Source organism: Streptomyces sp. BV286, assembly GCF_019090165.1.
In the GTDB taxonomy this organism is placed as follows: Bacteria; Actinomycetota; Actinomycetes; order Streptomycetales; family Streptomycetaceae; genus Streptomyces.
Window position 1 is genome coordinate 53,232 of the sequence record NZ_JAHRIB010000156.1, and the last position, 23,011, is coordinate 76,242.

Annotated in this window: 22 protein-coding genes; 11 read left to right on the top strand and 11 right to left on the bottom strand. The window is 71.1% G+C overall.

What is annotated here, in order from left to right:
* Nucleotides 1–109 precede the first annotated feature (109 nt).
* Nucleotides 110–934, bottom strand: a complete 825-nt coding sequence (locus tag KUF83_RS27830) for a LuxR C-terminal-related transcriptional regulator (protein WP_217457806.1) — start codon at nucleotides 932–934, stop codon at nucleotides 110–112.
* Between the two features lie 158 nt (nucleotides 935–1,092).
* On the opposite strand from KUF83_RS27830, the gene KUF83_RS27835 reads away from it, so the two are divergent.
* Together KUF83_RS27835 and KUF83_RS27840 are read left to right on the top strand one after the other, a co-directional pair.
* Nucleotides 1,093–2,778 (top strand): AMP-binding protein, encoded by a 1,686-nt coding sequence (locus KUF83_RS27835; RefSeq protein WP_217457710.1) that lies wholly within the window; start codon nucleotides 1,093–1,095, stop codon nucleotides 2,776–2,778.
* A 5-nt stretch (nucleotides 2,779–2,783) separates the two neighbouring features.
* The gene (locus KUF83_RS27840; protein ID WP_217457807.1) at nucleotides 2,784–4,403 is read left to right on the top strand and encodes an AMP-binding protein; all 1,620 of its coding nucleotides are present in this window, start codon (nucleotides 2,784–2,786) and stop codon (nucleotides 4,401–4,403) included.
* Here KUF83_RS27840 and KUF83_RS27845 read toward each other — a convergent pair.
* Nucleotides 4,400–4,933 carry a GNAT family N-acetyltransferase gene (locus KUF83_RS27845; protein ID WP_217457711.1) on the bottom strand — a complete coding sequence of 178 codons (534 nt, stop codon included), beginning with the start codon at nucleotides 4,931–4,933 and terminating at the stop codon, nucleotides 4,400–4,402. The genes KUF83_RS27840 and KUF83_RS27845 overlap by 4 nt on opposite strands.
* A gap of 38 nt (nucleotides 4,934–4,971) precedes the next feature.
* Nucleotides 4,972–5,901 carry a hypothetical protein gene (locus KUF83_RS27850; RefSeq protein WP_217457712.1) on the bottom strand — a complete coding sequence of 310 codons (930 nt, stop codon included), beginning with the start codon at nucleotides 5,899–5,901 and terminating at the stop codon, nucleotides 4,972–4,974.
* Between the two features lie 257 nt (nucleotides 5,902–6,158).
* Here KUF83_RS27850 and gcl point away from each other — a divergent pair, with 257 nt between their 5' ends.
* Entirely contained in the window at nucleotides 6,159–7,943 is a 1,785-nt protein-coding gene (gene gcl, locus KUF83_RS27855) for a glyoxylate carboligase (RefSeq protein ID WP_217457713.1), read from the top strand.
* Between the two features lie 1,017 nt (nucleotides 7,944–8,960).
* On the opposite strand, the gene KUF83_RS27860 is transcribed toward gcl, so the two are convergent.
* The 5 genes from KUF83_RS27860 to KUF83_RS27880 all read right to left on the bottom strand — a co-directional run bounded on the left by KUF83_RS27860 (nucleotide 8,961) and on the right by KUF83_RS27880 (nucleotide 13,036).
* Nucleotides 8,961–9,875 carry a 2-hydroxy-3-oxopropionate reductase gene (locus tag KUF83_RS27860; protein WP_217457714.1) on the bottom strand — a complete coding sequence of 305 codons (915 nt, stop codon included), beginning with the start codon at nucleotides 9,873–9,875 and terminating at the stop codon, nucleotides 8,961–8,963.
* A gap of 67 nt (nucleotides 9,876–9,942) precedes the next feature.
* A complete protein-coding gene (locus tag KUF83_RS27865) occupies nucleotides 9,943–10,785 on the bottom strand; it encodes a TIM barrel protein (RefSeq protein ID WP_374106176.1) in 843 nt (280 codons plus the stop codon).
* A gap of 194 nt (nucleotides 10,786–10,979) precedes the next feature.
* Complete coding sequence (locus KUF83_RS27870) at nucleotides 10,980–11,804, bottom strand: endo-1,4-beta-glucanase (protein ID WP_308403161.1); 825 nt, start codon at nucleotides 11,802–11,804, stop codon at nucleotides 10,980–10,982.
* Between the two features lie 12 nt (nucleotides 11,805–11,816).
* Entirely contained in the window at nucleotides 11,817–12,605 is a 789-nt protein-coding gene (locus tag KUF83_RS27875) for a pectate lyase (RefSeq protein WP_217457716.1), read from the bottom strand.
* Nucleotides 12,606–12,613: 8 nt separating this feature from the next.
* On the bottom strand, nucleotides 12,614–13,036 hold the full coding sequence (locus KUF83_RS27880; RefSeq protein WP_217457717.1) for a hydrophobin family protein: 423 nt from the start codon (nucleotides 13,034–13,036) through the stop codon (nucleotides 12,614–12,616).
* Between the two features lie 200 nt (nucleotides 13,037–13,236).
* Between KUF83_RS27880 and KUF83_RS27885 the strand changes: the two genes are divergently transcribed.
* The 7 genes from KUF83_RS27885 to KUF83_RS27915 all read left to right on the top strand — a co-directional run bounded on the left by KUF83_RS27885 (nucleotide 13,237) and on the right by KUF83_RS27915 (nucleotide 19,175).
* Complete coding sequence (locus KUF83_RS27885; protein WP_217457718.1) at nucleotides 13,237–13,488, top strand: thiamine-binding protein; 252 nt, start codon at nucleotides 13,237–13,239, stop codon at nucleotides 13,486–13,488.
* Nucleotides 13,485–13,853 (top strand): helix-turn-helix domain-containing protein, encoded by a 369-nt coding sequence (locus KUF83_RS27890; RefSeq protein WP_217457719.1) that lies wholly within the window; start codon nucleotides 13,485–13,487, stop codon nucleotides 13,851–13,853. The genes KUF83_RS27885 and KUF83_RS27890 overlap by 4 nt, the downstream gene beginning before the upstream one ends.
* 256 nt (nucleotides 13,854–14,109) lie before the next feature.
* Nucleotides 14,110–14,628, top strand: coding sequence for a 2-oxo-4-hydroxy-4-carboxy-5-ureidoimidazoline decarboxylase (gene uraD / locus KUF83_RS27895; protein WP_217457720.1), 519 nt, complete (start codon nucleotides 14,110–14,112; stop codon nucleotides 14,626–14,628).
* The gene (gene uraH, locus KUF83_RS27900) at nucleotides 14,625–15,032 is read left to right on the top strand and encodes a hydroxyisourate hydrolase (protein ID WP_217457721.1); all 408 of its coding nucleotides are present in this window, start codon (nucleotides 14,625–14,627) and stop codon (nucleotides 15,030–15,032) included. The genes uraD and uraH overlap by 4 nt, the downstream gene beginning before the upstream one ends.
* Before the next feature lie 6 nt (nucleotides 15,033–15,038).
* Nucleotides 15,039–15,995 (top strand): factor-independent urate hydroxylase, encoded by a 957-nt coding sequence (pucL, locus tag KUF83_RS27905; protein WP_217457722.1) that lies wholly within the window; start codon nucleotides 15,039–15,041, stop codon nucleotides 15,993–15,995.
* Between the two features lie 143 nt (nucleotides 15,996–16,138).
* Nucleotides 16,139–17,518 (top strand): 8-oxoguanine deaminase, encoded by a 1,380-nt coding sequence (locus KUF83_RS27910; protein WP_217457723.1) that lies wholly within the window; start codon nucleotides 16,139–16,141, stop codon nucleotides 17,516–17,518.
* Nucleotides 17,519–17,816: 298 nt separating this feature from the next.
* Nucleotides 17,817–19,175, top strand: a complete 1,359-nt coding sequence (locus KUF83_RS27915) for a nucleobase:cation symporter-2 family protein (protein WP_217457809.1) — start codon at nucleotides 17,817–17,819, stop codon at nucleotides 19,173–19,175.
* Nucleotides 19,176–19,396: 221 nt separating this feature from the next.
* Here the strand turns inward: KUF83_RS27915 and KUF83_RS27920 are convergent, their stop codons facing one another.
* Nucleotides 19,397–20,212: a chitosanase gene (locus KUF83_RS27920; RefSeq protein ID WP_217457724.1), complete on the bottom strand. Its 816-nt coding sequence runs from the start codon at nucleotides 20,210–20,212 to the stop codon at nucleotides 19,397–19,399.
* A 152-nt stretch (nucleotides 20,213–20,364) separates the two neighbouring features.
* Complete coding sequence (locus KUF83_RS27925; RefSeq protein WP_217457725.1) at nucleotides 20,365–21,174, bottom strand: helix-turn-helix domain-containing protein; 810 nt, start codon at nucleotides 21,172–21,174, stop codon at nucleotides 20,365–20,367.
* Between the two features lie 96 nt (nucleotides 21,175–21,270).
* Here KUF83_RS27925 and KUF83_RS27930 point away from each other — a divergent pair, with 96 nt between their 5' ends.
* Nucleotides 21,271–22,173 carry an NAD(P)H-binding protein gene (locus tag KUF83_RS27930; RefSeq protein WP_254644481.1) on the top strand — a complete coding sequence of 301 codons (903 nt, stop codon included), beginning with the start codon at nucleotides 21,271–21,273 and terminating at the stop codon, nucleotides 22,171–22,173.
* A gap of 302 nt (nucleotides 22,174–22,475) precedes the next feature.
* Here the strand turns inward: KUF83_RS27930 and KUF83_RS27935 are convergent, their stop codons facing one another.
* Nucleotides 22,476–22,898: a thioesterase family protein gene (locus tag KUF83_RS27935; RefSeq protein ID WP_217457727.1), complete on the bottom strand. Its 423-nt coding sequence runs from the start codon at nucleotides 22,896–22,898 to the stop codon at nucleotides 22,476–22,478.
* Between the last annotated feature and the right edge of the window lie 113 nt (nucleotides 22,899–23,011).

Consider the following 23,011-nt stretch of genomic DNA (forward strand, 5'->3'; position numbering starts at 1 on the left):
GAGCTTCTGAATTTCGGGGGGTTGCGCCGTGAGGGAAATAACAGAGATTCGGCATACGGGATTTCAGGCTGCCTGTGCATGTATACCCGGCGCGGGGAGGTACGGACCTTCACGGCAGCAACCCCGCCGTCCGCGCCGCCACCACGGCCTCCAGCCGGGTGTGCGCGCCCAGCTTGCGCATCGCGGACCGTAGATAGGCCTTGACCGTCTCGGAACGCAGCCCGAGCCGTTCCCCGGCGCCCGCGTTGGTCGTACCGGCAGCCACGCAGGTGAGAACGTCCAGCTCACGAGGGGTGAGGCGGACCTCCGGGGCCGACGGCGTCCGACCGGGTGAGGCAGCCAGCGTCTCGCAGACCGAGAGAAGCTCGGCCCGCAGGACGGGGTCCACGAGGCGCGGGGCCAGCGCGCGCAGCGCCCCGTGCGCCTCCCGGAGCCGCTCCCACGCCGCGCCCTCCGCCCCTCGGGGCCCCACCGGCCCCCCGGCGACCCCGCCTTCCGGCATGCGCGCCGCCGCCAGCAGTCCGTACGCCTCGTCCCGCACGACCAGCGACTGCTCCACGTCCCGCGCCGCCTCCACCGCCGCGGCCAGCGTCCGGTCGCCCAGCGGCTGGGCCGTGCGCAGGGCGCCGTACAGGACACCGCGCACCCGGCGGCGCACGACGACCGGCACGGCGAGGACGGACCGCAGCCCCTCCGCGGCCACCGCGGAGTCGTACTCGTGGCTGATCCGACGCGAGGAGGAGTAGTCCGTGACGGCGCACGGCCGGGCCAGGGCGACCGCCTTGCCGCCCAGGCCGTTGCCCGAGGACACCGCGAGCGCGCTCAGGGCCGCCGTCGCCGTGCCGTTCAGCTCGCTGATCCGCACCTGCCCGCGGCCCGGCTCCACCAGGCCGCCGAAGGCGACGGGCAGCCCCGTCGCCCGGCGCAGGCGCATCAGCGCGCCGCGCAGTTCCACCGCTTCGGTCACGCCAGCCGCCACGTGCTCGTCCCTTCGCCGCTGCGCACCCCCCGTTCGGGGGTAGTGAGACCCGCATCACGGATTACACGATGTGAAGGAGCCGCCCGGCAATGGTCCGGGTCCGAGGAGGACAGATGACTACGCCGCCGACGACGCCGACGGAGCGCTTCCGCAGCGCGCGGGACTTCCTGCTGGAACACCGCGAGGACTACGCCACGGCCTGCGCGGGCTTCTCCTGGCCCCGCCCGGAACACTTCAACTGGGCACTCGAATGGTTCGACACCATCGCGGACGGCAACGGCCGGACCGCGCTGCACATCGTCGAGGAGGACGGCAGCGAGACCAGGCTGTCCTTCGAGGAGCTGTCCGCGCTCTCCGGCCGGGCCGCGGGATGGCTGCGCGGGCTGGGCGTGCGTGCCGGGGACCGGATCCTGGTCATGCTGGGGAACCAGGCCGAGCTGTGGGTGACGGCGCTCGCCGCGATGAAGCTGCGCGCCGTCGTCATCCCCGCCACGCCGCTGCTGGGCCCGGCCGACCTGCGTGACCGCGTCGAACGGGGCCGGGTCCGCCACGTGATCGTGCGCGCCGAGGACACCGGCAAGTTCGACGAGGTGCCCGGCGCCTACACGCGCGTCGTGGTCGGCGGCGAGCAGCCGGGCTGGCATCCCTACGAGGACGTCCACCGCCACGACCCCGGGCCCTTCAGGCCGGACGGCCCGACCCGCGCCGACGACCCCCTGATGCTCTACTTCACCTCGGGCACCACCGCCCGCCCCAAACTCGTCGAGCACACCCATGTGTCCTACCCCGTCGGCCATTTGGCGACCATGTACTGGATCGGCCTCAAGCCCGGGGACGTGCACCTGAACATCTCCTCGCCCGGCTGGGCCAAGCACGCCTGGTCGAACCTCTTCGCCCCCTGGAACGCGGAGGCGACCGTCTTCCTCCACAACTACACGCGCTTCGACCCGGGCCGGCTGATGGCGGAGATGGACCGCGCGGGCGTGACGACCTTCTGTGCTCCTCCCACCGTCTGGCGCATGCTCATCCAGTCCGACCTCGGCCGGCTGCGTACGCCGCCGCGGGAGGCCGTCGCCGCCGGTGAGCCGCTCAACCCCGAGGTCATCGAGCAGGTGCGCAGGGCGTGGGGCGTCACCGTCAGGGACGGCTTCGGGCAGACCGAGACGGCCGTGCAGGTCTCCAACAGCCCCGGCCAGCCACTGAAGACGGGGTCGATGGGACGGCCGAGCCCGGGCTTCGAGGTCGTGCTGCTCGACCCGGTGTCGGGCGCGCCGGGCGCCGCCGAGGGCGAGATCGCGCTCGACCTGTCCGCGCGGCCCGTGGGCGTGATGACCGGCTATCACGGCGACCCGGACCGCACGGCCGAGGCCATGGCGGGCGGCTACTACCGCACCGGGGACATCGGCTCGCGCGACGCGGACGGTTACCTCACGTACGTGGGGCGGGCCGACGACGTCTTCAAGGCCTCCGACTACAAGATCTCGCCGTTCGAGCTGGAGAGCGCGCTCCTGGAGCACGAGGCGGTCGCGGAGGCCGCCGTCGTGCCCGCGCCGGACGAGCTGCGGCTCGCGGTCCCGAAGGCGTACATCGTGCTGGCGGACGGCTGGGAGCCGGGACCCGACACCGCGAAGGTGCTCTTCGAGCACGCGCGCACGGTCCTCGCCCCGTACAAGCGGGTCCGCAGACTGGAGTTCGGCGAACTGCCCAAGACCGTGTCCGGGAAGATCCGGCGGATCGAGCTGCGCGAGGCCACGGCCGCAGGCTCGGACGCGGAGTACCGCGAGGAGGACTTCCGGTGAGTGACCTGTCGTACGCGCACGGAACGAGCGGCACGCCGCTGGCCGGCGCCACCATCGGCGCCGACCTGGACCGGGCGGTCGCGGCCTGGCCGGAACGGGAAGTACTCGTCGACGTGCCGTCCGGGCGCCGCTGGACGTACGCCCGCTTCTGCGCGGACGTCGACCGGCTGGCCCGCGCGCTGCTCGCGAGCGGAGTGGCCAAGGGCGACCGGGTGGGCATCTGGGCCGTCAACTGCCCCGAGTGGGTCCTCGTCCAGTACGCCACCGCCCGCATCGGCGCGATCATGGTGAACATCAACCCGGCGTACCGCACCCACGAGGTCCAGTACGTCCTCAGGCAGGCCGGGATCTCCCTGCTCTTCGCCTCCCTCCGTCACAAGTCGAGCGACTACCGGGCGATGGTCGGTCAAGTGCGGGGCAACTGCCCAGAGTTGCGGGAGGCCGTGTACTTCGAGGATCCGAGCTGGGACGCGCTGGTCGGGCGCGGGACACCCGAGCTGCAACAGGAACTCCTGGCGCGTGCCGGTGAACTGTCCTGCGACGACCCGATCAACATCCAGTACACGTCGGGCACGACGGGCTTCCCCAAGGGAGCGACGCTCTCCCACCACAACATCCTCAACAACGGGTATTTCGTGGGGGAGTCGATCGCCTACACCGAGCAGGACCGGATCTGTGTCCCCGTGCCCTTCTACCACTGCTTCGGCATGGTGATGGGCAACCTCGCCGCCACCTCGCACGGCGCGTGCATCGTCGTCCCGGCGCCGTCCTTCGATCCCACGGCCACGCTCCGCGCGGTCCAGGAGGAGGGCTGCACCTCGCTGTACGGCGTCCCGACGATGTTCATCGCGGAGCTGAACCTCCCGGACTTCGCGGCGTACGACCTGTCCTCCCTGCGGACCGGCATCATGGCGGGCTCGCCCTGCCCGGTCGAGGTGATGAAGCGGGTGGTCTCCGAGATGCACATGGCCGAGGTGTCCATCTGCTACGGCATGACCGAGACCTCGCCGGTGTCCCTCCAGACGCGCCGCGACGACGACCTGGAGCACCGCACCGGCACGGTCGGGCGCGTCCTGCCGCACATCGAGGTCAAGGTCGTCGACCCCGCGACCGGGGTGACCCTGCCGCGCGGCTCGGCGGGCGAACTGTGCACCCGGGGCTACAGCGTGATGCTCGGCTACTGGGACGAGCCCGCGAAGACCGCCGAGGCCGTCGACCCGGGGCGGTGGATGCACACCGGTGACCTGGCGGTGATGCTCGACGACGGATACGTACAGATCGTCGGCCGCATCAAGGACATGATCATCCGGGGTGGCGAGAACATCTACCCGCGCGAGATCGAGGAGTTCCTGTACGCGCATCCGAAGATCGCCGACGTGCAGGTGGTGGGCGTGGCGCATGAGCGGTACGGCGAGGAGGTCCTCGCCTGTGTCATCCCGCGCGACCCCGGTGACCCGCCGACGCTGGAGGAGCTGCGGGCCTTCTGCGAGGGCCGGCTGGCGCACTACAAGGTGCCCAGCCGGCTGCGGATCATGGAGTCCTTCCCGATGACGGTGTCCGGGAAGGTGCGGAAGATCGAACTGCGGGAGAAGTTCGCGGACGCGGACGTCCGCGGCACCCCCTAGGGAGCAGTCCGCTGTCCGGCCGGCTCCGTGGCCCGGTGCATGCACACCCGGGGCCAGCGGTCGAGACCGTGCCCGGCCTCCGCGGCCCGGATGCGCCGCAGTCCCGGCGTGAGTTCGGGTCCGGCCAGGACGCGGAAGCCGAGACGCTCGTAGTAGGGCGCGTTCCAGGGGACCTCCGCGAAGGTGGTCAGCGTGAGCGCGGCCAGGCCCTGTTCACGGGCGCGGTCGGCGGCGTACGCGATCAGGGTCCGGCCCACGCCCCGGTGTGCGGCGTCGGGGTGGACGGAGACCTGCTCGATGTGGAAGGCGCCGTCCACCGGTTCGCCGACCAGGTAGGCGACGGGCCCGCCGGTGGCGTCCTCGGCGACCCAGGCGTGGCCCGCCTTCGTGAAGCGCTCCAGGACGTCGAGCGAGGGCGGTTCGTCGTCGGCGACCTCCGGCATGCCGAAGAGGCGGAAGGGTTCGCCCGCGGCGCGTTCGATGTCCTGGAGCACTGGAAGGTCGGCGGTAGTGGCCACTCTGACGGTCATGGGACCAAGTATGTGGCTGGCCGGGGGAGTTGGAGTGGTCAGGCGCCGGTCTCGACGAGTTCGTCGGCGAGGCTGTTCGCCGCCTGCGGGGTGCCTGTGAGGTCCAGTACGAACAGGGGGATGCCCAGCGAGTCGGCGCACGCGCGGGCGGCGTCCTCGTATCCGGCCAGCGAGAAGTAGACACAGCCCGCCGATTCCGTCATCGCCGTCAGCCAGAGGCACTCCACGTCCCGCAGGGAGGCCGGGCGCACGGTCGGATCCACCTGGGCGACGATCCCGCGGGCCGCGAGACCGATCCCGGAGGGCGGCCGCTGGTCGGCCCGCCGGATGTCCCGGTAGCCGAGCCAGCGCAGGTACAGCGCGGCGGCCGTCACCGCGTCGCGGGCCGTGCGGATGGTCACCGGCTGGAACGCGGGGCGGGGGGCCGGTTCGGTGCGGGGGAGCGGGATGGCCGCGGGGAGACGCCTGGGCCGGGGCTTCGGGGACTGGTGGCCCGCGCCCTCCCGTGCGGTTTCCGGGGCGTCGCCGGTCTCCGTGCCGTCGCCTTCTGCCCCGCCGCTCCCGCGGTCCGGGCCGCCCGATCCGTCCGTGGTGGAGGAGCGCGGCGCGTCATGGGCGGCCGGGACGTCCGTACCGCGGGCGCGGGGTGCGTCGGGAGCGGCCGGTCGCGCAGCCGGGTCCGGCCCCTCGGAGTGCCCGCCGGGCCCGGCCTCCGTCACCGGCACCCGCAGGACCGTCCCGCACGGACAGCCGACCTCTGGGCGGGGCCACTGGTCCTCGCGCCCGCAGGACACGCAGCGGATCGTCACCCAGCCCTCGTCCCAGGTGTGGTGGGTGACGGACTCGGCGCGGGCCTGCCGGTCGAGGACGGGCGCGACCGGCGCACCGCACGCACACGGATACGTCGGCGCCGCATAGACGTGCTCGCGCCGGCAGGCCGGACACCTCACCGGCACGCTCTCGGACATGACCCTCTCCAGAACACCGTGACACCACATCGGGACAGCCCCTCCATCGTCCACCGGAACGCCACGCTCCGGCAGTGAATCGATCGGAAGTGCCGCAATCGCACCGCCTCCGGGTCCGTCGTCGACCCTTGACGCCCTCCCGCCTCCCACCTACATTGCTTCCAGATAGTAGAAGTTAGTTTCCGTAATACGGAATTTGAAGCTCTCCGCGGGGCGCGACGGGAGCCCGAATCCGACGGCCGAAGCAGGAGTACGCAATGGCTCGTATGACCGCTGCCCGCGCGGCAGTTGAGATCCTCAAGCGCGAGGGCGTCACCAGCGCGTTCGGTGTCCCGGGCGCGGCGATCAACCCCTTCTACGCGGCACTGCAGGCCTCCGGTGGCATCAGCCACACCCTCGCCCGGCACGTGGAGGGCGCCTCCCACATGGCGGAGGGCTACACCCGCACCGCCCCGGGCAACATCGGCGTCTGCATCGGTACGTCCGGCCCGGCGGGCACCGACATGATCACTGGCCTGTACTCCGCGACCGGCGACTCCGTCCCGATCCTGTGCATCACCGGCCAGGCCCCGACCGCCGTGATCCACAAGGAGGACTTCCAGGCCGTCGACATCGCGTCGATCGCCAGGCCGGTCGCCAAGATGGCGGTCACCGTCCTGGAGGCCGCGCAGGTCCCGGGCGTCTTCCAGCAGGCCTTCCACCTGATGCGCTCGGCACGCCCGGGCCCCGTCCTGATCGACCTCCCGATCGACGTCCAGCTCACGGAGATCGAGTTCGACCCAGGGACGTACGAGCCGCTGCCGGTCTACAAGCCGGCCGCGACCCGCCCCCAGGTCGAGAAGGCGCTCACGCTCCTCAACGAGTCCGAGCGTCCCCTGATCGTCGCCGGCGGCGGCATCATCAACGCGGACGCCTGCGAACTCCTTGTCGAGTTCGCCGAGTTGACCGGCGTCCCGGTCGTGCCGACCCTCATGGGCTGGGGCATCGTCCCCGACGACCACGAACTCAACGCCGGCATGGTGGGTCTGCAGACCTCGCACCGCTACGGCAACGCGACCTTCCTTGAGTCCGACTTCGTCCTCGGCATCGGAAACCGCTGGGCCAACCGCCACACCGGAAAACTGGACGTCTACACCGCCGGCCGGAAGTTCGTGCACGTCGACATCGAGCCGACCCAGATCGGCCGGATCTTCGCCCCGGACTACGGCATCGCCTCCGACGCCCGGGCCGCGCTCGAACTGTTCGTCGAGGTGGCCCGGGAGCTGAAGGCCGCGGGCAGGCTCCCCGACCGGTCCGCGTGGGCCCGCTCCACGCAGGAGAGGAAGGCGACCCTCCAGCGCCGTACGCACTTCGACGACATCCCGATCAAGCCGCAGCGCGTCTACGAGGAGATGAACAGGGCCTTCGGACCGGAGACGCGGTACGTCACCACGATCGGCCTCTCGCAGATCGCCGGCGCGCAGATGCTGCACGTCCACCGGCCGCGGCACTGGATCAACTGCGGTCAGGCGGGCCCGCTCGGCTGGACCGTCCCGGCCGCGCTCGGCGTCGCCAAGGCCGACCCCGAGGCGCAGGTGGTCGCGCTGTCCGGCGACTACGACTTCCAGTTCATGATCGAGGAACTGGCCGTCGGGGCGCAGCACCGGATCCCGTACGTCCACGTCCTGGTGAACAACTCGTACCTCGGCCTGATCCGCCAGGCCCAGCGGGCGTTCGACATCGACTTCCAGGTCAACCTGGAGTTCGAGAACGTCAACTCGCCCGAGCTGGGTGTGTACGGGGTCGATCACGTGAAGGTCGTCGAGGGGCTCGGCTGCAAGGCGATCCGCGTCACCGACCCGGGCGAGTTGGGCGCGGCCTTCGAGCAGGCGAAGAAGCTCGCCGTCGAATTCAGGGTCCCGGTGGTCGTCGAGGCCATCCTGGAGCGTGTCACCAACATCTCGATGTCCACCACCAACGACATCAGCAACGTCGTGGAGTTCGAGGAGATCGCGACCGAGCCGGGCCACGCACCCACGTCCATCAGGCCCCTGAAGGTGTGACCCCGGATCGACCTGACCGGAAGACCCGACCTGACCTGACCTGACCTGAAGACCGGACGGGTCGTCCGAGCGGACCGGCCCGTGCGAGGTGAACAGCCGTCCGACGTCAGCTCGTCGGGCCCGCGGGGAAGCCGAGGCCCCCGTCCTGTGAACCAGGACGGGGGCCTCGCGCCGTGTCCGGCCCGAGCGGCCCCCGCCGCCGCCCGTACCGAACCTGCCGCCCCCGTGTTCCCCCGTGGTCCCACCCCTGCGGTCCCGCCCCCGTGCCGGGCCCGGCCCGTGGTGGCCCCGGTGGGGCCCGCCGCCCCCGTGCCGGCGGGCCCCATGTGCTGAGAATGTGCCCTGGGACACAGTGAGTTGAAGCCCCTGGGCCATGTTCAGAGGTTCATTTGAGGGTTCCGTAGCCCGGGTACGCCCACCGGCGTACGTACGGGGTCTCGCGTGAGCGGGGCACCGGCGGCCCGGCCGGAGGGCCGTCCGGCTAGCGGGCCGGGAGGGCGGGGGAGCCGAGGGGCATCGCGGACCGCGAAGAGCGCCGAGTACGGGATGTCCGTACTCGGCGCTCTCGGTTCGGGCGCGGGGCCCGGGTTCTCGGTCTTCGTTCTCGGCCGGGACCGCGGCGGCCACGACGGTCCCGGGGTTTCCCTTCCCTCATGTCGAGAAGGGGGCCCCGGGGCCTTCACCACCGCACTGGCTCGCCCGCCGCCGCGGTCCTCGTCCTGCCCGCTCGTTCCGTGGACTACCCCTCATCCGGATCCACGGCTCTCGCGGGCGGTGCGCCCCGGGCCGGACCTCCCGTCAGGTCCGGGGCGCAGCTCGGGAGTTGATCGAGGCGACCGGTGCACGCGCGGGGCGCGGACCGTCTCCTCACGGACCGGGGCCGGTGGCCCGGGGGTCCGTGGTCCGGGCTCCCTGGCCGGGAGTCCGGGGCTCGATCTGGTGCCGGGCGGCGCCGCCGCTTGGGCGCGACAGGACAGGTGTCAGCGCCGGCGCCGCCCGGGGTCTGTGGGTGGGTCGTCAGACCTGCGCGCCGGAGAGGCGCTCGACCGCGCGCAGCAGCGCGGAGTGGTCCAGGCCGCCGTCGCCCTGTGCGCGCAGCGAGGCCACGAGCTGGGCCACCACGGCACCGACCGGCAGGGCGGCACCGACGTTGCGGGCGGCGTCCGTGACGATGCCCATGTCCTTGTGGTGCAGGTCGATACGGAAGCCCGGACCGAAGTCGCGCTGAAGGAAGTTGTCCTTCTTGCGCGTCAGCACGGTGGAGCCGGCGAGGCCGCCGTTCAGGACGTCGAGGGCCGCCTTCAGGTCGACGCCCGACTTCTCCAGGAAGACCACGGCCTCGGCGCACGCCTGGATGTTGACGGCGACGATCAGCTGGTTGGCGGCCTTGACGGTCTGGCCGGAACCGTGCGGCCCGCACAGCACGATGGTCCTGCCGAGCGCCTCGAAGATCGGCTCGGCCTGGTCGAAGTCGGCCTGCTCGCCACCGACCATGATGGACAGGACGGCCTCGACGGCCCCGGCCTCACCGCCGGACACCGGCGCGTCCAGGACCCGGATGCCCTTGTCCTTCGCAGCCTTGGCCAGGTCCACGGAGGTCTGCGGGGTGATGGAGGACATGTCGATCAGGAGCGCGCCGGACCGCGCGTTCTCGAGGATGCCGTCCGGCCCGTACGCGATGGCCTCGACCTGCGGGGAGGCGGGCACCATCGTGATCACGACGTCCGCGTTCCGCACGGCCTCGGCGATCGAGCCGGCCGCCGTGCCGCCCGCGGCGGTCAGCCGGTCCAGCTTGTCCTGCTCCAGGGTGAACCCGGTGACGTCGTATCCGGCCTTGATCAGGTTCTCCGACATGGGGGAGCCCATGATGCCGAGGCCGATCCAGGCGATCGTCGGGCGGGGCGGGCGGGAACCGCCGGCAAGGTTGCTCATGGTGAGGGTGCCTCTCTGACTGCTGTGCCGTGTCTTTGCCGTGTCTGTGCCGCGTCGTGGGGGCCGCTCAGCGGGCGGCGCGGGCCTCGCGCGGGAGCCACTCGAAGGCCGCCGCGCTCGGCAGGTCGCCCGGCTTGTACTCCAGGCCGACCCAGCCCTCGTACCCGTGCTTGCGCAGCAGGCCGAGCAGCTCTTCCAGCGGGAGCGAGCCGGTGCCGGGGGCGCCCCGGCCGGGGTTGTCGGCGATCTGGACGTGGCCGGTCCGGTCGGTGTACCGCTCGATCACCGACGGCAGGTCCTCGCCGTTCATGGACAGGTGGTAGAGGTCCATCAGGAACCTGGCGTTGCCCAGTCCCGTCGCCTCGTTGACCCTGTCGACCACGGCGACCGCCGCGGGGGCGCTCACCAGCGGATAGAGCGGCGACTCCGGCTCGTTGAGGGCCTCGATCAGCAGGACCGCGCCGATGCGGTCGGCGGCGCGGGCCGCCAGGACCAGGTTCTCCAGGGCGAGTTCGTCCTGCACGGCCGGGTCGACGCCCTCGACACGGTTGCCGTACAGGGCGTTGAGCGCCGTGCAGCCCAGCGACCGCGCGAAGTCCGCGGCCACGTCGATGTTCGTGCGGAAGCGCGCCGACTCCTCGCCGGGGACCGACAGCGCGCCCCGGTCCGGGCCCGGCAGCCGGCCCGCGTAGAAGTTCAGGCCCGTGAGCTGCACGCCCGCGTCCTCGATCGCCCTCCTGAGGGCGTCGAGCTCCGCGCGCCCGGGGTCGGGGGAGTCGGTCCAGGGCCACCAGAGCTCGACCGCGGTGAAGCCCGCCGCGGCGGCGGCCGCGGGGCGCTCCAGGAGCGGGAGCTCCGTGAAGAGGATCGACAGGTTGACGTTGAAGCGCTGCTCTGCGGCTGCATCCATCGAGATACCGGGCATGTGGGTTGGCGCTCCCTTCCGTGACGAGTAGTTCCGTATTGCGGAAGTTCTTTTCTGCTTGATGGAAAGGCTGCCTGGACGGGGAGGCCTTGTCAAGAGGGGTCGTAGACAAACGCGCCAGGACGCGAGGAGGGCCCCGGGCGGATTCGCCCGGGGCCCTCCATGGGGTGGCGCGGCTGTCAGCCCACGTTCACCGAGTAACTGCTGGAGCTCAGCTTGCCCTTGCCCGTGAACACTTCGGTGCCCGCCTCGACGCTGGTCAGGTAGTTGGTGTTCGCCATGAGCCGGCGCTGCACCAAGGTGTTCGCCAGGCCGGTGAGGTCGGTCGACGCCGCGTTGGTGTTGGCGGCCCGGACGAACGAGAAGACGTTCCAGCTGCTTGTCACCTTGCCGCTGCCGTCCTTGTTGATGATCTTCCCGACGTACAGGTCCCAGGCCGTGCCGCCGACCGTCAGGCGCTCACGCTTGGTGCCGAGCGGCCCCGCGCCGTTCTGCCGGTTGAGCCAGACCATCATTTCGTCGTGCGGCTGGTCCTTCCAGTCGGGATTGGGCTTCTGGTGGAACCAGACGTCGTACGAGACGTTCATGACCGTCGGTGTGTTCTGGGTGATGCTGAAGTTCCAGTCGGAGGTGACCTTGCGACCGCTGTTGAGCCGGACGGGGAGCCTGGTCTTCGTGTCCTTCCAGCCCCAGTGCCAGCCGAGCACGGCGCTGCCGTACGCCTTGACGCTGGTCCGGTCGCCGGTCCAGTCGAAGGACGTCTCCCAGTTGGCCTTGCCGTTCCGGTAGGAGTTGAGCCAGGTGCACTGCTTGCCGGTGGCGTTCTTCGCGCCCCAGACGTTGTTGTTGAGGTAGTACGGGGAGATGCTGACCGTGTTGAAGGCGGTGCAGGAGTCCGCGGCGCGAGCCGTGGCCGCCGGGGTGATGAGCAGGGGGACCGCAAGGGTGGCCGCACCCGCCAGCGCGACCAGGGGTGTGCGGTACCGGCGTTCGAATCCGATCACTGTCTCTCTCCCTTACCTGTAGGTGACGTCCGACGTCCGGTAGACGCAGTTCCTGCCGTCCGGCCCCGAGCCGGTCTTGGCGGGCTCCCCGGAGGTCACCCCGCGGAACTTCTGGCAGATCACGATCTTGCGCCCCGGGTCGCCCTGGACGGTGATCCGCGTGAGCCGGGCCGTGTCCCCGTACGGGGTGGGGTTGATGCCGACGACGTCCAGGCCGGGTCCCTTGACGGTGACGTTGTCCAGGACGACATGGCGCTGGTACTGCGTCTTGCAGTTGCCGCAGGAGCGGTACAGCTTGCCGAAGTTCTCGACCTCGAAGTTGCGGACGACGAACGTGCCGGGGCCGTTGTGCTGGAACACCTTGTCGGCCGCCCTGCGTGCGCCGCCCCCGTCGATCGTCATCGTCTGCGAACCCTTGGTGCCCTTGAAGGTGGCCGCGTCCTCGCCGACGTCCTCCCACCACACGTTCTTGAGCGTGCAGGTGCCCCGGCAGTGGATGCCGTCGGCGGCCGGGGTCCCGATGATGACGTTGGAGATCGTGGCCCCGTCGGCCAGTTCCAGGACGGGCGGCTGGTTCTCGGCCTGGTCGCCGCCGGCGAGCGCGCCGGCGCCCACGAAGCGTGTGAAGTCGTAGTTCTTGCTGCCGGCCGGGACCTTGATCGTGGCGGGCACCCGCTGGGTGCGCTTGGCGGTGGGCCAGTCGGCGGCAGCGGCCGGGGACGGCCCGGCGACCAGGGTGACGGTGTTCAGTGCGGCGGCCAGCGCGAGGGCGGCGCCGAGCAGCGGGCGGAGTCGTCCCATGGCGCCCGTCACCGTTCCTTCCGTGCGACGTGGTGCGGGTCGGTGGAGTGCGAGGATCCGGCGGGCACGCAGCCCAGACCGATCAGGCCCCACCGGCCGGCCTCGGCGTCGGACGCACACTCCAGGGCGATACCGCCGTGGCACTCGTCCTCGTGCTCCTCGGGGGTGAAGTTGTGCGGGTGGCAGCCGATGCCGACGGACACGTCCGCCGGAACGGTCAGTCCCGCGTGGTCGAGGACCGGCGCCACGTGGCTGTCGCCCGCGGGAGCGATCTCGTGACAGCAGTAGCCGGAAGGGAGCCTGACCATGGTCGTGGCGGGCGCGGTCCGCGCCGAAGAGGTGCCCGCCGAAGCGGTCGCCGGTGTCAGGGACACCAGAGCCGACGCCGTCAGGGCAGCCAGCGGCACCAGGGTGCATGTACGGAGGTTCATGGACGAATCGTTACGGTACGCCGGTCGTCCGCGCGCGATCAGAAGGCCGAACGTGTGTCTAACGGCCCGTCCGGACGTTCGACGGGATGTTCCGGGTGGACCGACTGCGGGTGGGCTAGGGTCGCTTGCGCGCCCACGCTGCCCCCGGATCAGGTGGGCCGGGGAAGCGTACAGGCCGGAGCCGATGCCATGGGGGCACAGTGCGACTGAGAGTGGAGTTCACGACCGAGCCCTTCGATCTCGACGAGGCGCCGCGGCACGCGCTGGTCGCCCGCGAGGTCATCGAGGCGGCCGAGCTGGACGCCGTGGACGTCGGCCCGTTCGGCAACACCGCGGAGGGTGGCGCGGACTCGGTGCTCACCGCGGTCGACGCGCTGCTGCGCAAGGCCCTGGAGGCGGGCGCCACCCGGGTCTCGCTCCAGGTCAACGTGGTCGGGGAGGCCGGCGAGTGACCGGTATCGGGGACGACCCCTTCGTCACGGCCGTGAAGCCCCTGGTCGACGCCATGGGCGGCGAGATGCTGCCGCCCGGCCAAGCGGAACCCGACGACGTCGTTCTCTCCTGGGAGGGCGTGGACGTGGTCGCCGTCCGTCTGCCGCAGCTCGCCGACTCGCTGGACCACATCCTGGCCGCCCTGGAGCGCAAGCGCGGCAAGCCCCTGGCCGAGCTGGACCGCAAGGCCAAGCAGGAGGTCGTGCGGATACTCGAGGCGCGCGGCGCCTTCTCCGTGCGGCACGGCGTGGAGACCGTCGCGGGCGCCCTCGGCGTCAGCCGGTTCACCGTCTACAACTACCTGAACCGCGAGAAGGACGCCTGACCCGTCGCCTGTCGCCCGACCGTGATGCCCGGCGGACAGGCCTCTGACCTGGTGTGACGCGCTCACGGGCGACCGGCCGGGATGGCCGTGGCGCAGATTCGTCAGCCCTCTGCCCGCCACCGTTGTCCGGCATGCGGGCAGCGGTTTCCGCTTCCCGGATTTGTTACCCGGATTTTTCAACAAAGTGTTGACGTGGTGTTTCCGAGGGCGTTAGCTAATCCGCAGCCCGTCCAGCACAAGGCCACGGAGGCTTCCCGTGACTTCGAGTACGACATCCGGCGGCCTCGCCCGATTCAACGCCCTGGAGGAGCACGCCGCCTACGCCGCCCTCCACGAGGTCTGCGCCTCGGCGGCCTGGGCGCACCGGCTGCTCGCCCGCCGCCCCTACGCCGGCACCGACGACCTCTTCACGGAGAGCGACACCGCCACGGCCGGCCTGACCGACACGGACCTCGACGAGGCGATGGCGGGCCACCCGCCGATCGGACGCCCGAAGCCCGGGGACCCGACCTCCTCGCGCGAACAGCGCGGCATGGCCGGCGCCTCCGAGGAACTGAAGGCGGAGATGCTCGAACTGAACCTGGCCTATCAGGAGAAGTTCGGCCACGTCTTCCTGATCTGCGCGACCGGCCTGACCGGCGAGCAGATGCGCGACGCCGTCAGGGAGCGGATCGACAACACACCAGGGGAGGAGCGCGAGATCGTGCGTACCGAACTGGGAAGGATCAACCGCATCCGGCTCGCCCGACTCGTCGAAGAGGACGCACCCGCATGAGCACCGAGACCACCGCTTCCGTGTCCACGCACATCCTGGACACCAGCGTCGGCCGCCCCGCCGAGGGGGTCGCCGTCCAACTCGCCGCCCGCGCCGGCCGCGAGGCGGACTGGCAGGCACTCGGCGGCTCCGCGACCGACGCGGACGGCCGGTGCAAGGACCTGCCGGCGCTGCCGGAGGGCACCACACACGTACGGCTCGACTTCGCGGTCGAGGCGTATTTGCTGAAGTTCGAGAAGAAGCAAGCCGATGCGCAGCAGGACGCCCCCGCGAACCGGGACAGCGGCCGCGTAGGAGCGTTCTTCCCGGAGGTGGCGATCACGTTCGCCGTCGTGCCGGGCGAGCACTTCCACGTACCGCTGCTGCTCAATCCGTTCGGCTACTCCGTTTACCGAGGGAGCTAGCAGGCAATGGCAGACAATTCCCGCCCGGCCCGCCCTGTGATGCTGGGACAGAACCAGTACGGCAAGGCCGAGAACCGAGTCGTCAAAATCACTCGCGACGGCGCCACCCACCACATCAAGGACCTGAACGTCTCCGTCGCGCTGAGCGGCGACATGGACGAGGTCCACTACTCCGGCTCCAACGCCAACGTGCTGCCGACGGACACCACCAAGAACACGGTGTACGCCTTCGCCAAGGAGCACGGCATCGAGTCCGCCGAGCAGTTCGGCATCCACCTCGCCCGGCACTTCGTGACGAGCCAGGAACCGATCAGGACCGCCCGGATCCGTATCGAGGAGTACGCCTGGGAGCGGATCGGGACCTCCGGCGCCAACGCCGGGTCCAGCGGCGCCGACGAGGTCAAGCACTCCTTCGTCCGCCAGGGCCAGGAGACCCGGGTCACCCAGGTCACGTACGACGGCTCGGCGTGGGAGGTCGTCTCCGGCCTCAAGGACCTCGTCGTGATGAACTCGACCGACTCCGAGTTCTGGGGCTACGTCAAGGACAAGTACACGACGCTCCCCGAGGCGTACGACCGCATCCTGGCCACGCAGGTCTCCGCCCGCTGGCGCTTCAACTGGACCGACGACCAGCAGCGGATGCCGCACTGGGAGCAGTCCTACGAGCAGGCGAAGAAGCACATGCTCCAGGCCTTCGCCGAGACGTACTCGCTGTCGCTCCAGCAGACCCTGTACCAGATGGGTTCGCGGATCATCGAGAACCGCGGTGAGATCGACGAGGTCCGCTTCTCGCTGCCGAACAAGCACCACTTCCTCGTCGACCTGGAGCCGTTCGGCCTCAAGAACGATACCGCCGAGGGAGCTGTGTACTTCGCCGCCGACCGCCCGTACGGCCTGATCGAGGCCACGATCCTGCGGGACGGCTGCGAGCAGAGGATCCCGGTGGACCTCACCAACCTCTGAACCAGTCTCTGGACCAACCTCTGACGTTCCCCATTTCGGCACCCGCGGCCCGCCCGCCAGGCCGGGCCGCGGCACTCAAAGCTCCCAGGGGTCCTGCCGTGCCCACTCCAACTCAGCGACTCCTCAGCGAAGAAGGACGAACCATGGCAGCAGACCCGCGCATCGTCATCGAGAACTGTTCGATCGCGACCGTGGACGCCGTCGACACCGAGTACCCGTCGGGCCACCTGGTCATCGCGGGGAACCGTATCGAGTCGCTCGGCGCGGGCAGGGCCCCCGAGGGCCTGGAGAACGTCGTACGCCGGATCGACGCGACCGGCCACCTCGTCACCCCCGGCCTGGTCAACACCCACCACCACTTCTACCAGTGGATCACCCGCGGCCTCGCCACGGACCACAACCTCTTCAACTGGCTCGTCGCCCTCTACCCGACCTGGGCGCGCATCGACGAGCGGATGACGTACGCGGCGGCCCAGGGCTCCCTCGGCATGATGGCCCGCGGCGGTGTCACCACCGCCATGGACCACCACTACGTCTTCCCGAAGGGCTCCGGCGACCTGTCCGCCTCGATCATCCGGGCCGCGCGTGAGACGGGCGTCCGCTTCACCCTCGCCCGCGGCTCGATGGACCGCAGCGAGAAGGACGGCGGACTGCCGCCGGACTTCGCCGTCGAGACCCTCGACGGGGCCCTCGCCGCCACCGAGGCGACCGTCGACGAACACCACGACGCGTCCTTCGGCGCGATGACCCAGGTGGCCGTCGCCCCCTGCTCGCCGTTCTCGGTGTCGACCGAACTGATGAAGCAGGGTGCGGAGTTGGCGCGAAGGAAGGGCGTCCGCCTGCACACGCACGGCTCGGAGACGGTGGAGGAGGAGCAGTTCTGCAAGGAACTGTTCGGCATGGGCCCGACCGACTACTTCGAATCGACCGGCTGGCTCGGCGAGGACGTGTGGATGGCCCACTGCGTCCACATGAACGACTCCGACATCGCCGCCTTCGCCCGCACGGGGACGGGCGTGGCCCACTGTCCCTCGTCCAACGCCCGTCTGGCGGCCGGGATCGCGCGCGTCCCCGACATGCTCGCGGCCGGCGTCCCCGTCGGCCTCGGCGTCGACGGCACGGCGTCCAACGAGTCGGGCGAACTGCACACCGAACTGCGCAACGCGCTGCTCATCAACCGCCTCGGCGCCCACCGCGAGGCCGCCCTGACCGCCCGTCAGGCGCTGCGGCTCGGCACGTACGGAGGCGCCCAAGTCCTCGGCAGGGCAGGGGAGATCGGTTCGCTGGAGGCCGGCAAGCTGGCCGACCTGGTGCTGTGGAAGCTGGACACCCTGGCCCACGCGTCGATCGCCGACCCCGTCACCGCGCTCGTCCTCGGCGCGGCGGCTCCGGTCACCGCCTCCTTCGTCAACGGCGAGCAGATCGTCGAGAACAGCCGCCTGCTGCACGTCGACGAGGACGCCGTCGCCCGCTCCACCCGGGACCAGGCCCAGCGCCTCGCGCGGATCGCCGCGCAGGCCTGACCGTCAAGAACTCCGGCTGAGGGGGACGGCCCTCGGCCGGTGGCCGCGGACTCCGCGAGGGGTCCACGGCGACCGTCTCCGGGGCGCGCGCACGAAGCTGCCCGCGCCCCGGAACGGTCCCCCGCCACGTCCCCTCCGTGACGGGCTTCGCCCCCACCTCCCTGACACCCACGTCGACGACGACGTGTACCCGACCGGAGGAGCCGCCGTGGCTGCCCAGCCCACGTCCAGCCGTACGGAAGCAAGCCCGACTGGCGAGAAGAAGCACCCAGTCGACGAGAAACTCCCCGCCCTGAAGATGGCGACCAGCGGTCTGCAGCACGTGGCCGCCATGTACGCGGGAGTGGTCGCCCCGCCCCTGATCGTCGGCGCGGCCGTCGGACTCTCCGCGACCGAACTGACCTTCCTCACCGGCGCCTGTCTGTTCACCGCCGGGCTCGCCACCTTCCTGCAGACCCTCGGTGTCTGGAAGATCGGCGCCCGCCTGCCGTTCGTCAACGGCGTCACCTTCGCCGGCGTCGCCCCGATGATCGCGGTCGTCAACTCCACCGACGACAAGCGGGACGCGCTGCCCGTCATCTTCGGCGCGGTCATCGTCGCGGGCGTCCTCGGCTTCCTCGCCGCCCCGTTCTTCAGCAAGGCGGTCCGCTTCTTCCCGCCCGTCGTCACCGGCACGGTCATCACGCTCATCGGGATATCGCTGATGCCGGTCGCCTTCGGCTGGGCGCAGGGCCCCGATCCGGCGGCCGGCGACTACGGTTCGACGACCAACCTCGGCCTGGCGGGCGCGACCCTGGTCATCGTGCTGCTCCTGCGCCGCTTCACCCACGGCTTCGTCAAGCAGATCGCCGTACTGCTCGGCCTGGTCGTCGGCACGCTCGTCGCCATCCCGTTCGGAGCCACCGACTTCGCCCCGGTGGCCGACGCGGCCGTCGTGGGATTCCCGACGCCGTTCCACTTCGGAGCCCCGCAGTTCCAGCTCGCCGCGATCCTGTCGCTGTGCGTGGTCATGGTCGTCTCGATGACCGAATCGACCGCGGACATGCTGGCGTTGGGGGAGATCGTCGAGCGGCCGGCGGACGAGAGGACCATCGCCGCGGGCCTGCGCGCCGACACCCTCGGCTCGGCCGTCAGCCCGCTCTTCAACGGCTTCATGTGCAGCGCCTTCGCCCAGAACATCGGCCTGGTGGCGATGACCCGGATCCGCAGCCGGTACGTCGTGGCCACGGGCGGCGGTTTCCTCGTCCTGATGGGCCTGTGCCCCATGGCCGCCTCGCTGATCGCCGTGGTGCCGCGCCCCGTGCTCGGCGGGGCGGGTGTGGTGCTGTTCGGCTCGGTGGCCGCGAGCGGCATCCAGACCCTCGTCAAGGCGGGCCTGGAGAAGGACAACAACGTCCTGATCGTGGCGGTCTCGCTGGCCGTCGGCATCATCCCGATCACAGCGCCGGAGTTCTACCACGCGTTCCCGGAGACCGCGAAGATCATCCTGGACTCGGGGATCTCGACCGGGTGCGTGGCGGCCGTCGTCCTGAACCTGGTCTTCAACCACCTCGGAAGTCAACGGGAGGCCGACGAGGTGACGGCCCCGATGGAGCCGGGCGACGAGATCGCCGTGCAGCACACCGGGGCCGGGCCCCAGCCGTCCCCGGGCCACTGACGAATTCGCTGCCGCGGTACCGGCAGTACCGGCAGTACCGGCAGGGTCAGCAGCGCCGGCCGTGACCGGCTGCGGGCCGGTGGCCACCCGCTTGTCGGCGAGTGGCCACCGGCCCGCTTCTCGGCCTGCCTCGGCTCAGGTCCGCGCTCGCCGGGCCGTGGACCGGGGCGCCCGTCTCACCGGACGGCCCGTGTCCGCGGTGGCGCGCGAGGAGGGCACCCTCAGCCGATGTGGTAACTGTCCCCGTACACCTGCCAGTTCAGCGGCGGATTCAGGTTCAGGTTCCGGTTCCTGAGGAAGACCCGCTGGGCGGTGTCCACGCGGCTCGTGTCCTCGTGGGCCTCCTCCTGCTTCATCGCCCACACCCGGGCGTCGAGGAAGGCGTGCAGGTACGTGACCTCGTCGCCGCCCTGGGCCGGGGGCCTCGCCCGGCCCAGGGCCCGCCTGCGGATGCTGCCGAAGCTCGCACTGTCGCCGCCGTCGCCGTGCATCACGATGGCGTCGTAGTACGCGAACTGGCCGAGCACACCGACGCCGTCGGCCTTGCCCTGCCGTACCGCGGGGTTGAAGTAGACGCGGTCCCGCTCGTCGTTCTGGGCCTGCCGGAACGCCGGGTCCTGGGCCGCCCGCCGCCAGGCGTCCGGGTAACCGGGGTCCAGCCCCTCGTGCGAGTCGGTGCCGTCGACACGGCGCAGCGCGGGCAGGTAGCCGGCCAGCGCGTTGCCGGGCCTGCGCTGTGCGTACAGCTTGACGAGGTCGAGCATGTCGCCCGTGCCCGAGCAGAATCCGATGATCCCGGCGGTGTAGCCACGGCCGTCGCGGATGTCCTCGATGTACTTGTACTGCGCCTTCCAGTCCAGCGAGGAGTTCTCCGCGCTGGAGACCAGCTTCATGGCGATCTCCTTCTTCGCCGGGTCGTCGAGGCCCGCCGGTGCGGCGCTCGCGGACTGGGTGGCAATGGCCGGGCCTGCCACCAGGGATGCTCCGATCAGCGCGAGGAGTGTGCGTCGCGAGGAGCGGATGTGGGGGGTGTGCACGGGACCTCCAGTGGGGTGGGAGTCGCTCTTCCGTACTGTTAGGAAAGTTTCCTACCAGAGATTCCGAGTGACGTATACCCGTCAAGAAGGAGTCGTGCCTCAAGTTCGTGGTGAGGGCCTGCCCGGAGAGGGCCTGGGGCTGGCCCGGAGAATCAGAGTCGGCTCAGGGCCTGACAGGGCCGCGCGTCCGGGAGGCGGCCGGTGAAGAAAGACGTGGGCGGCACGCCCATCAGCGTCCGGAAGTCGGACGTCATGTGGGACTGGTCGTAGTACCCGGCGGACACGGCGAGTTCCGCCCACGACGTGGTCGCGCCGTGCGTGAGCAGGTGCCGCACCCGCCCGATCCGGGCGAAGTGCTTCGGTGACACCCCCACCCCGTCGGCGAAGAGGCTGCGCAACTGGCGCTCGCTGACCGAGAGCCGGCGCGCCAGGTCCCGCACCCGCGAGGGGACGCGCCCGGAGTCCGTCGACAGCTCCTCGACGGCGGCCCGCAGCAGCTCACGCCGCGAGCGGCCGGAGGCGCCGGAGAGCCGTGCCGGCAGCACCTCCGCCAGATGCGTCACCGCGTCCTCACCCTCCAACCACCGCAACTCGCGCGCCAGTTGACGGGCCGGGGTGCCGGGCAGGTCGCCGAGCCGCACCACCCGCCCCACGAGGTCACCGGCCGCGACGCCGAGCAACGGCCGTGCCGTGCCAGGCCCGAGCTCGACCCGTACACAGGAGGCGAGCCGCTTGCTCGCGTGATACGTGGCCCGGGTACGCGGGCCGACGACGAGTGTGTCGCGACGTCCGCCCTCCTCGATCCGCAACACCAACTTCGTGGTGGCGTCCGGGACATGGGTGAACGGCTCGGGCACCTCGCCCCCACCGGTCGCGATGCCGGTCCCCGCGTCGACCCCGGTGATCCAGGGCCGCAGCGCGTCGGGGGTGGGAAGGGTTCGCGCGGCAGGAGCGTTCGTCACCGCTCCACCGTAGACGCGGTGCGCGGCCGCACGGCGGCCACAACCGTGCCGGAATTTCCTAGAGTCGCCGGACCGCGCCTCGGCACGGTGGTTCCCATGATTCTCGTAACCGGTGCCACGGGCACCATCGGCAGTGAAGTCGTACGGCTCCTCGCGCGGCGCGGCGAGAAGGTCCGCGCCCTGACCCGCGATCCCTCCCGGATGCGGCTGCCCGACGCGGCGGAGACGGAGGCGGGAGTGGAGGCGGGGGTGGAGGCGGGGGTGGAGGTGGAGGTGGTACGCGGGGACTACCTCGACCCCGCGTCCGTGGACGCCGCGATGTCTGGCGCCACGGCCGTCTTCCTCGTCGGGGTGCTCGGGCCCGACGACGTGGACCGCGACCGGGCCCTGGTCGAGCAGGCCCGCGCGGCCGGCGTGCACCGCGTCGTGAAGCTCTCCGCGATCGGCACCGGCGACCCCGCCGTCGGCAGGGTCGGCTCCTGGCACCTCCCGGGCGAACAGGCGGTCAGGGAGAGCGGGTTGGAGTGGACGGTCCTGCGACCCTCGTCGTTCGCCTCGAACACCCTGAGCTGGGCCGAGGCCGTCCGGGCGGGTGACCCCGTGCCGAACATGACCGGCGACGGCCTCCAGGGCGTCATCGACCCGCGTGACGTGGCCGAGGTGGCCGCCGAGTCCCTGCTCTCCGCGCGGCACGCGGGCCACACCTACACACTCACCGGCCCCGGGATGATCAGTGTCCCCGATCAGGCGGCCGTCCTCGCCGACGTGCTCGACCGCCCGGTCGGGACCCTGGACCTCACCCCGGACCAGGCCCGCGCGAAGATGACCGAGTGGGGCATGGCCGCGGCGTACGTGGAGGGCGTCATGGCCGGCAGCGCGTACGTGCGGGCGGGCGGCAACGCCGTTGTCACGGGTGCGGTGCGGCAGGTGCTGGGCAGGCCGCCGCGTACGTACCGGACGTGGGCGCAGGACCACAGGGCGGCCTTCGAGGAGGCCTGACGCGTGACGTGCGGGCGGGCGTGGACGGGGCCGGAACAGGGTCTGGACTGGGCGGGCGGACCTCACCCGCGTTCACGTCCGGCCCTGCTCACCGGCCCCGCTCGCCGGCTCGTCTCTCGCTGCCCGTCCGCCTGCCCGCCTGTTCGCCCGAGCACCGGCCGACCGTGGTGTCCGCCTCGGCCGCGCGCCGGCGCCAGCCCCCTCCCTGCGCCAGCCCCCTCCCTGCGCCGGTCCTCTTCCCGCTCCGGTCCGGATCGCTCGCGCCTGCCCCGCGCGGTCCGGCCGGAACGCGCGCACCCCGGTCAGAGGCCGAACAGCTGTGGATCGGTGGCCAGCGCGCGGAAGTACTCCCGCGGGTCCGCGACCAGCCTCCGCTCCTTCAGGTCCATCAGGCCGCCGACCGCCGTGATCTCGGCGGCGACGGCTCCGTCGGTCCTGCGGATCGTCTGCCGTATCCGGAAGGTCTTGCCCTCACCCCACTCGAACTCGCAGGTGACCTCGACCTCGTCGCCCGCCCGGAGTTCGCGCAGGTAGCGGACGGTCATCTCCAGCGACACCGGGCCCACGCCCTTGGCCACCAGGCCGGCCTGGGTGATCCCGGCGGCCTGCAGTAACGACCAGCGGGCGTGCTCCGCGTAGTTCACGTACACGGCCTGGTTCAGGTGCCCCTGGACATCGGTCTCGTACCCGCGCACGGTCACCGGGACGGCATACGGTTCGGCCACGACTTTCCCTTCAACGGCGAACAGAACGGGCGCCAGCCTACTGAGCAGTCGATCACGGGCCTCGATTTCGCGCGGTCGTCCACGGGCCGGCCCGAGCAGCGGCTCACGCGGCC

Coding starts and splice junctions, on each gene's coding strand:
- KUF83_RS27850 (WP_217457712.1), bottom strand. CDS start 5,901: ATGTCCGAGAGCGTGCCGGTGAGGTGTCCGGCCTGCCGGCGCGAGCAC.
- KUF83_RS27910 (WP_217457723.1), top strand. CDS start 16,139: ATGGCAGCAGACCCGCGCATCGTCATCGAGAACTGTTCGATCGCGACC.
- KUF83_RS27845 (WP_217457711.1), bottom strand. CDS start 4,933: ATGACCGTCAGAGTGGCCACTACCGCCGACCTTCCAGTGCTCCAGGAC.
- KUF83_RS27860 (WP_217457714.1), bottom strand. CDS start 9,875: ATGAGCAACCTTGCCGGCGGTTCCCGCCCGCCCCGCCCGACGATCGCC.
- uraH (WP_217457721.1), top strand. CDS start 14,625: ATGAGCACCGAGACCACCGCTTCCGTGTCCACGCACATCCTGGACACC.
- KUF83_RS27875 (WP_217457716.1), bottom strand. CDS start 12,605: ATGGGACGACTCCGCCCGCTGCTCGGCGCCGCCCTCGCGCTGGCCGCC.
- gcl (WP_217457713.1), top strand. CDS start 6,159: ATGGCTCGTATGACCGCTGCCCGCGCGGCAGTTGAGATCCTCAAGCGC.
- KUF83_RS27930 (WP_254644481.1), top strand. CDS start 21,271: ATGATTCTCGTAACCGGTGCCACGGGCACCATCGGCAGTGAAGTCGTA.
- pucL (WP_217457722.1), top strand. CDS start 15,039: ATGGCAGACAATTCCCGCCCGGCCCGCCCTGTGATGCTGGGACAGAAC.
- KUF83_RS27830 (WP_217457806.1), bottom strand. CDS start 934: ATGCGCCTGCGCCGGGCGACGGGGCTGCCCGTCGCCTTCGGCGGCCTG.
- KUF83_RS27835 (WP_217457710.1), top strand. CDS start 1,093: ATGACTACGCCGCCGACGACGCCGACGGAGCGCTTCCGCAGCGCGCGG.
- KUF83_RS27915 (WP_217457809.1), top strand. CDS start 17,817: ATGGCGACCAGCGGTCTGCAGCACGTGGCCGCCATGTACGCGGGAGTG.
- KUF83_RS27865 (WP_374106176.1), bottom strand. CDS start 10,785: ATGGATGCAGCCGCAGAGCAGCGCTTCAACGTCAACCTGTCGATCCTC.
- KUF83_RS27880 (WP_217457717.1), bottom strand. CDS start 13,036: ATGAACCTCCGTACATGCACCCTGGTGCCGCTGGCTGCCCTGACGGCG.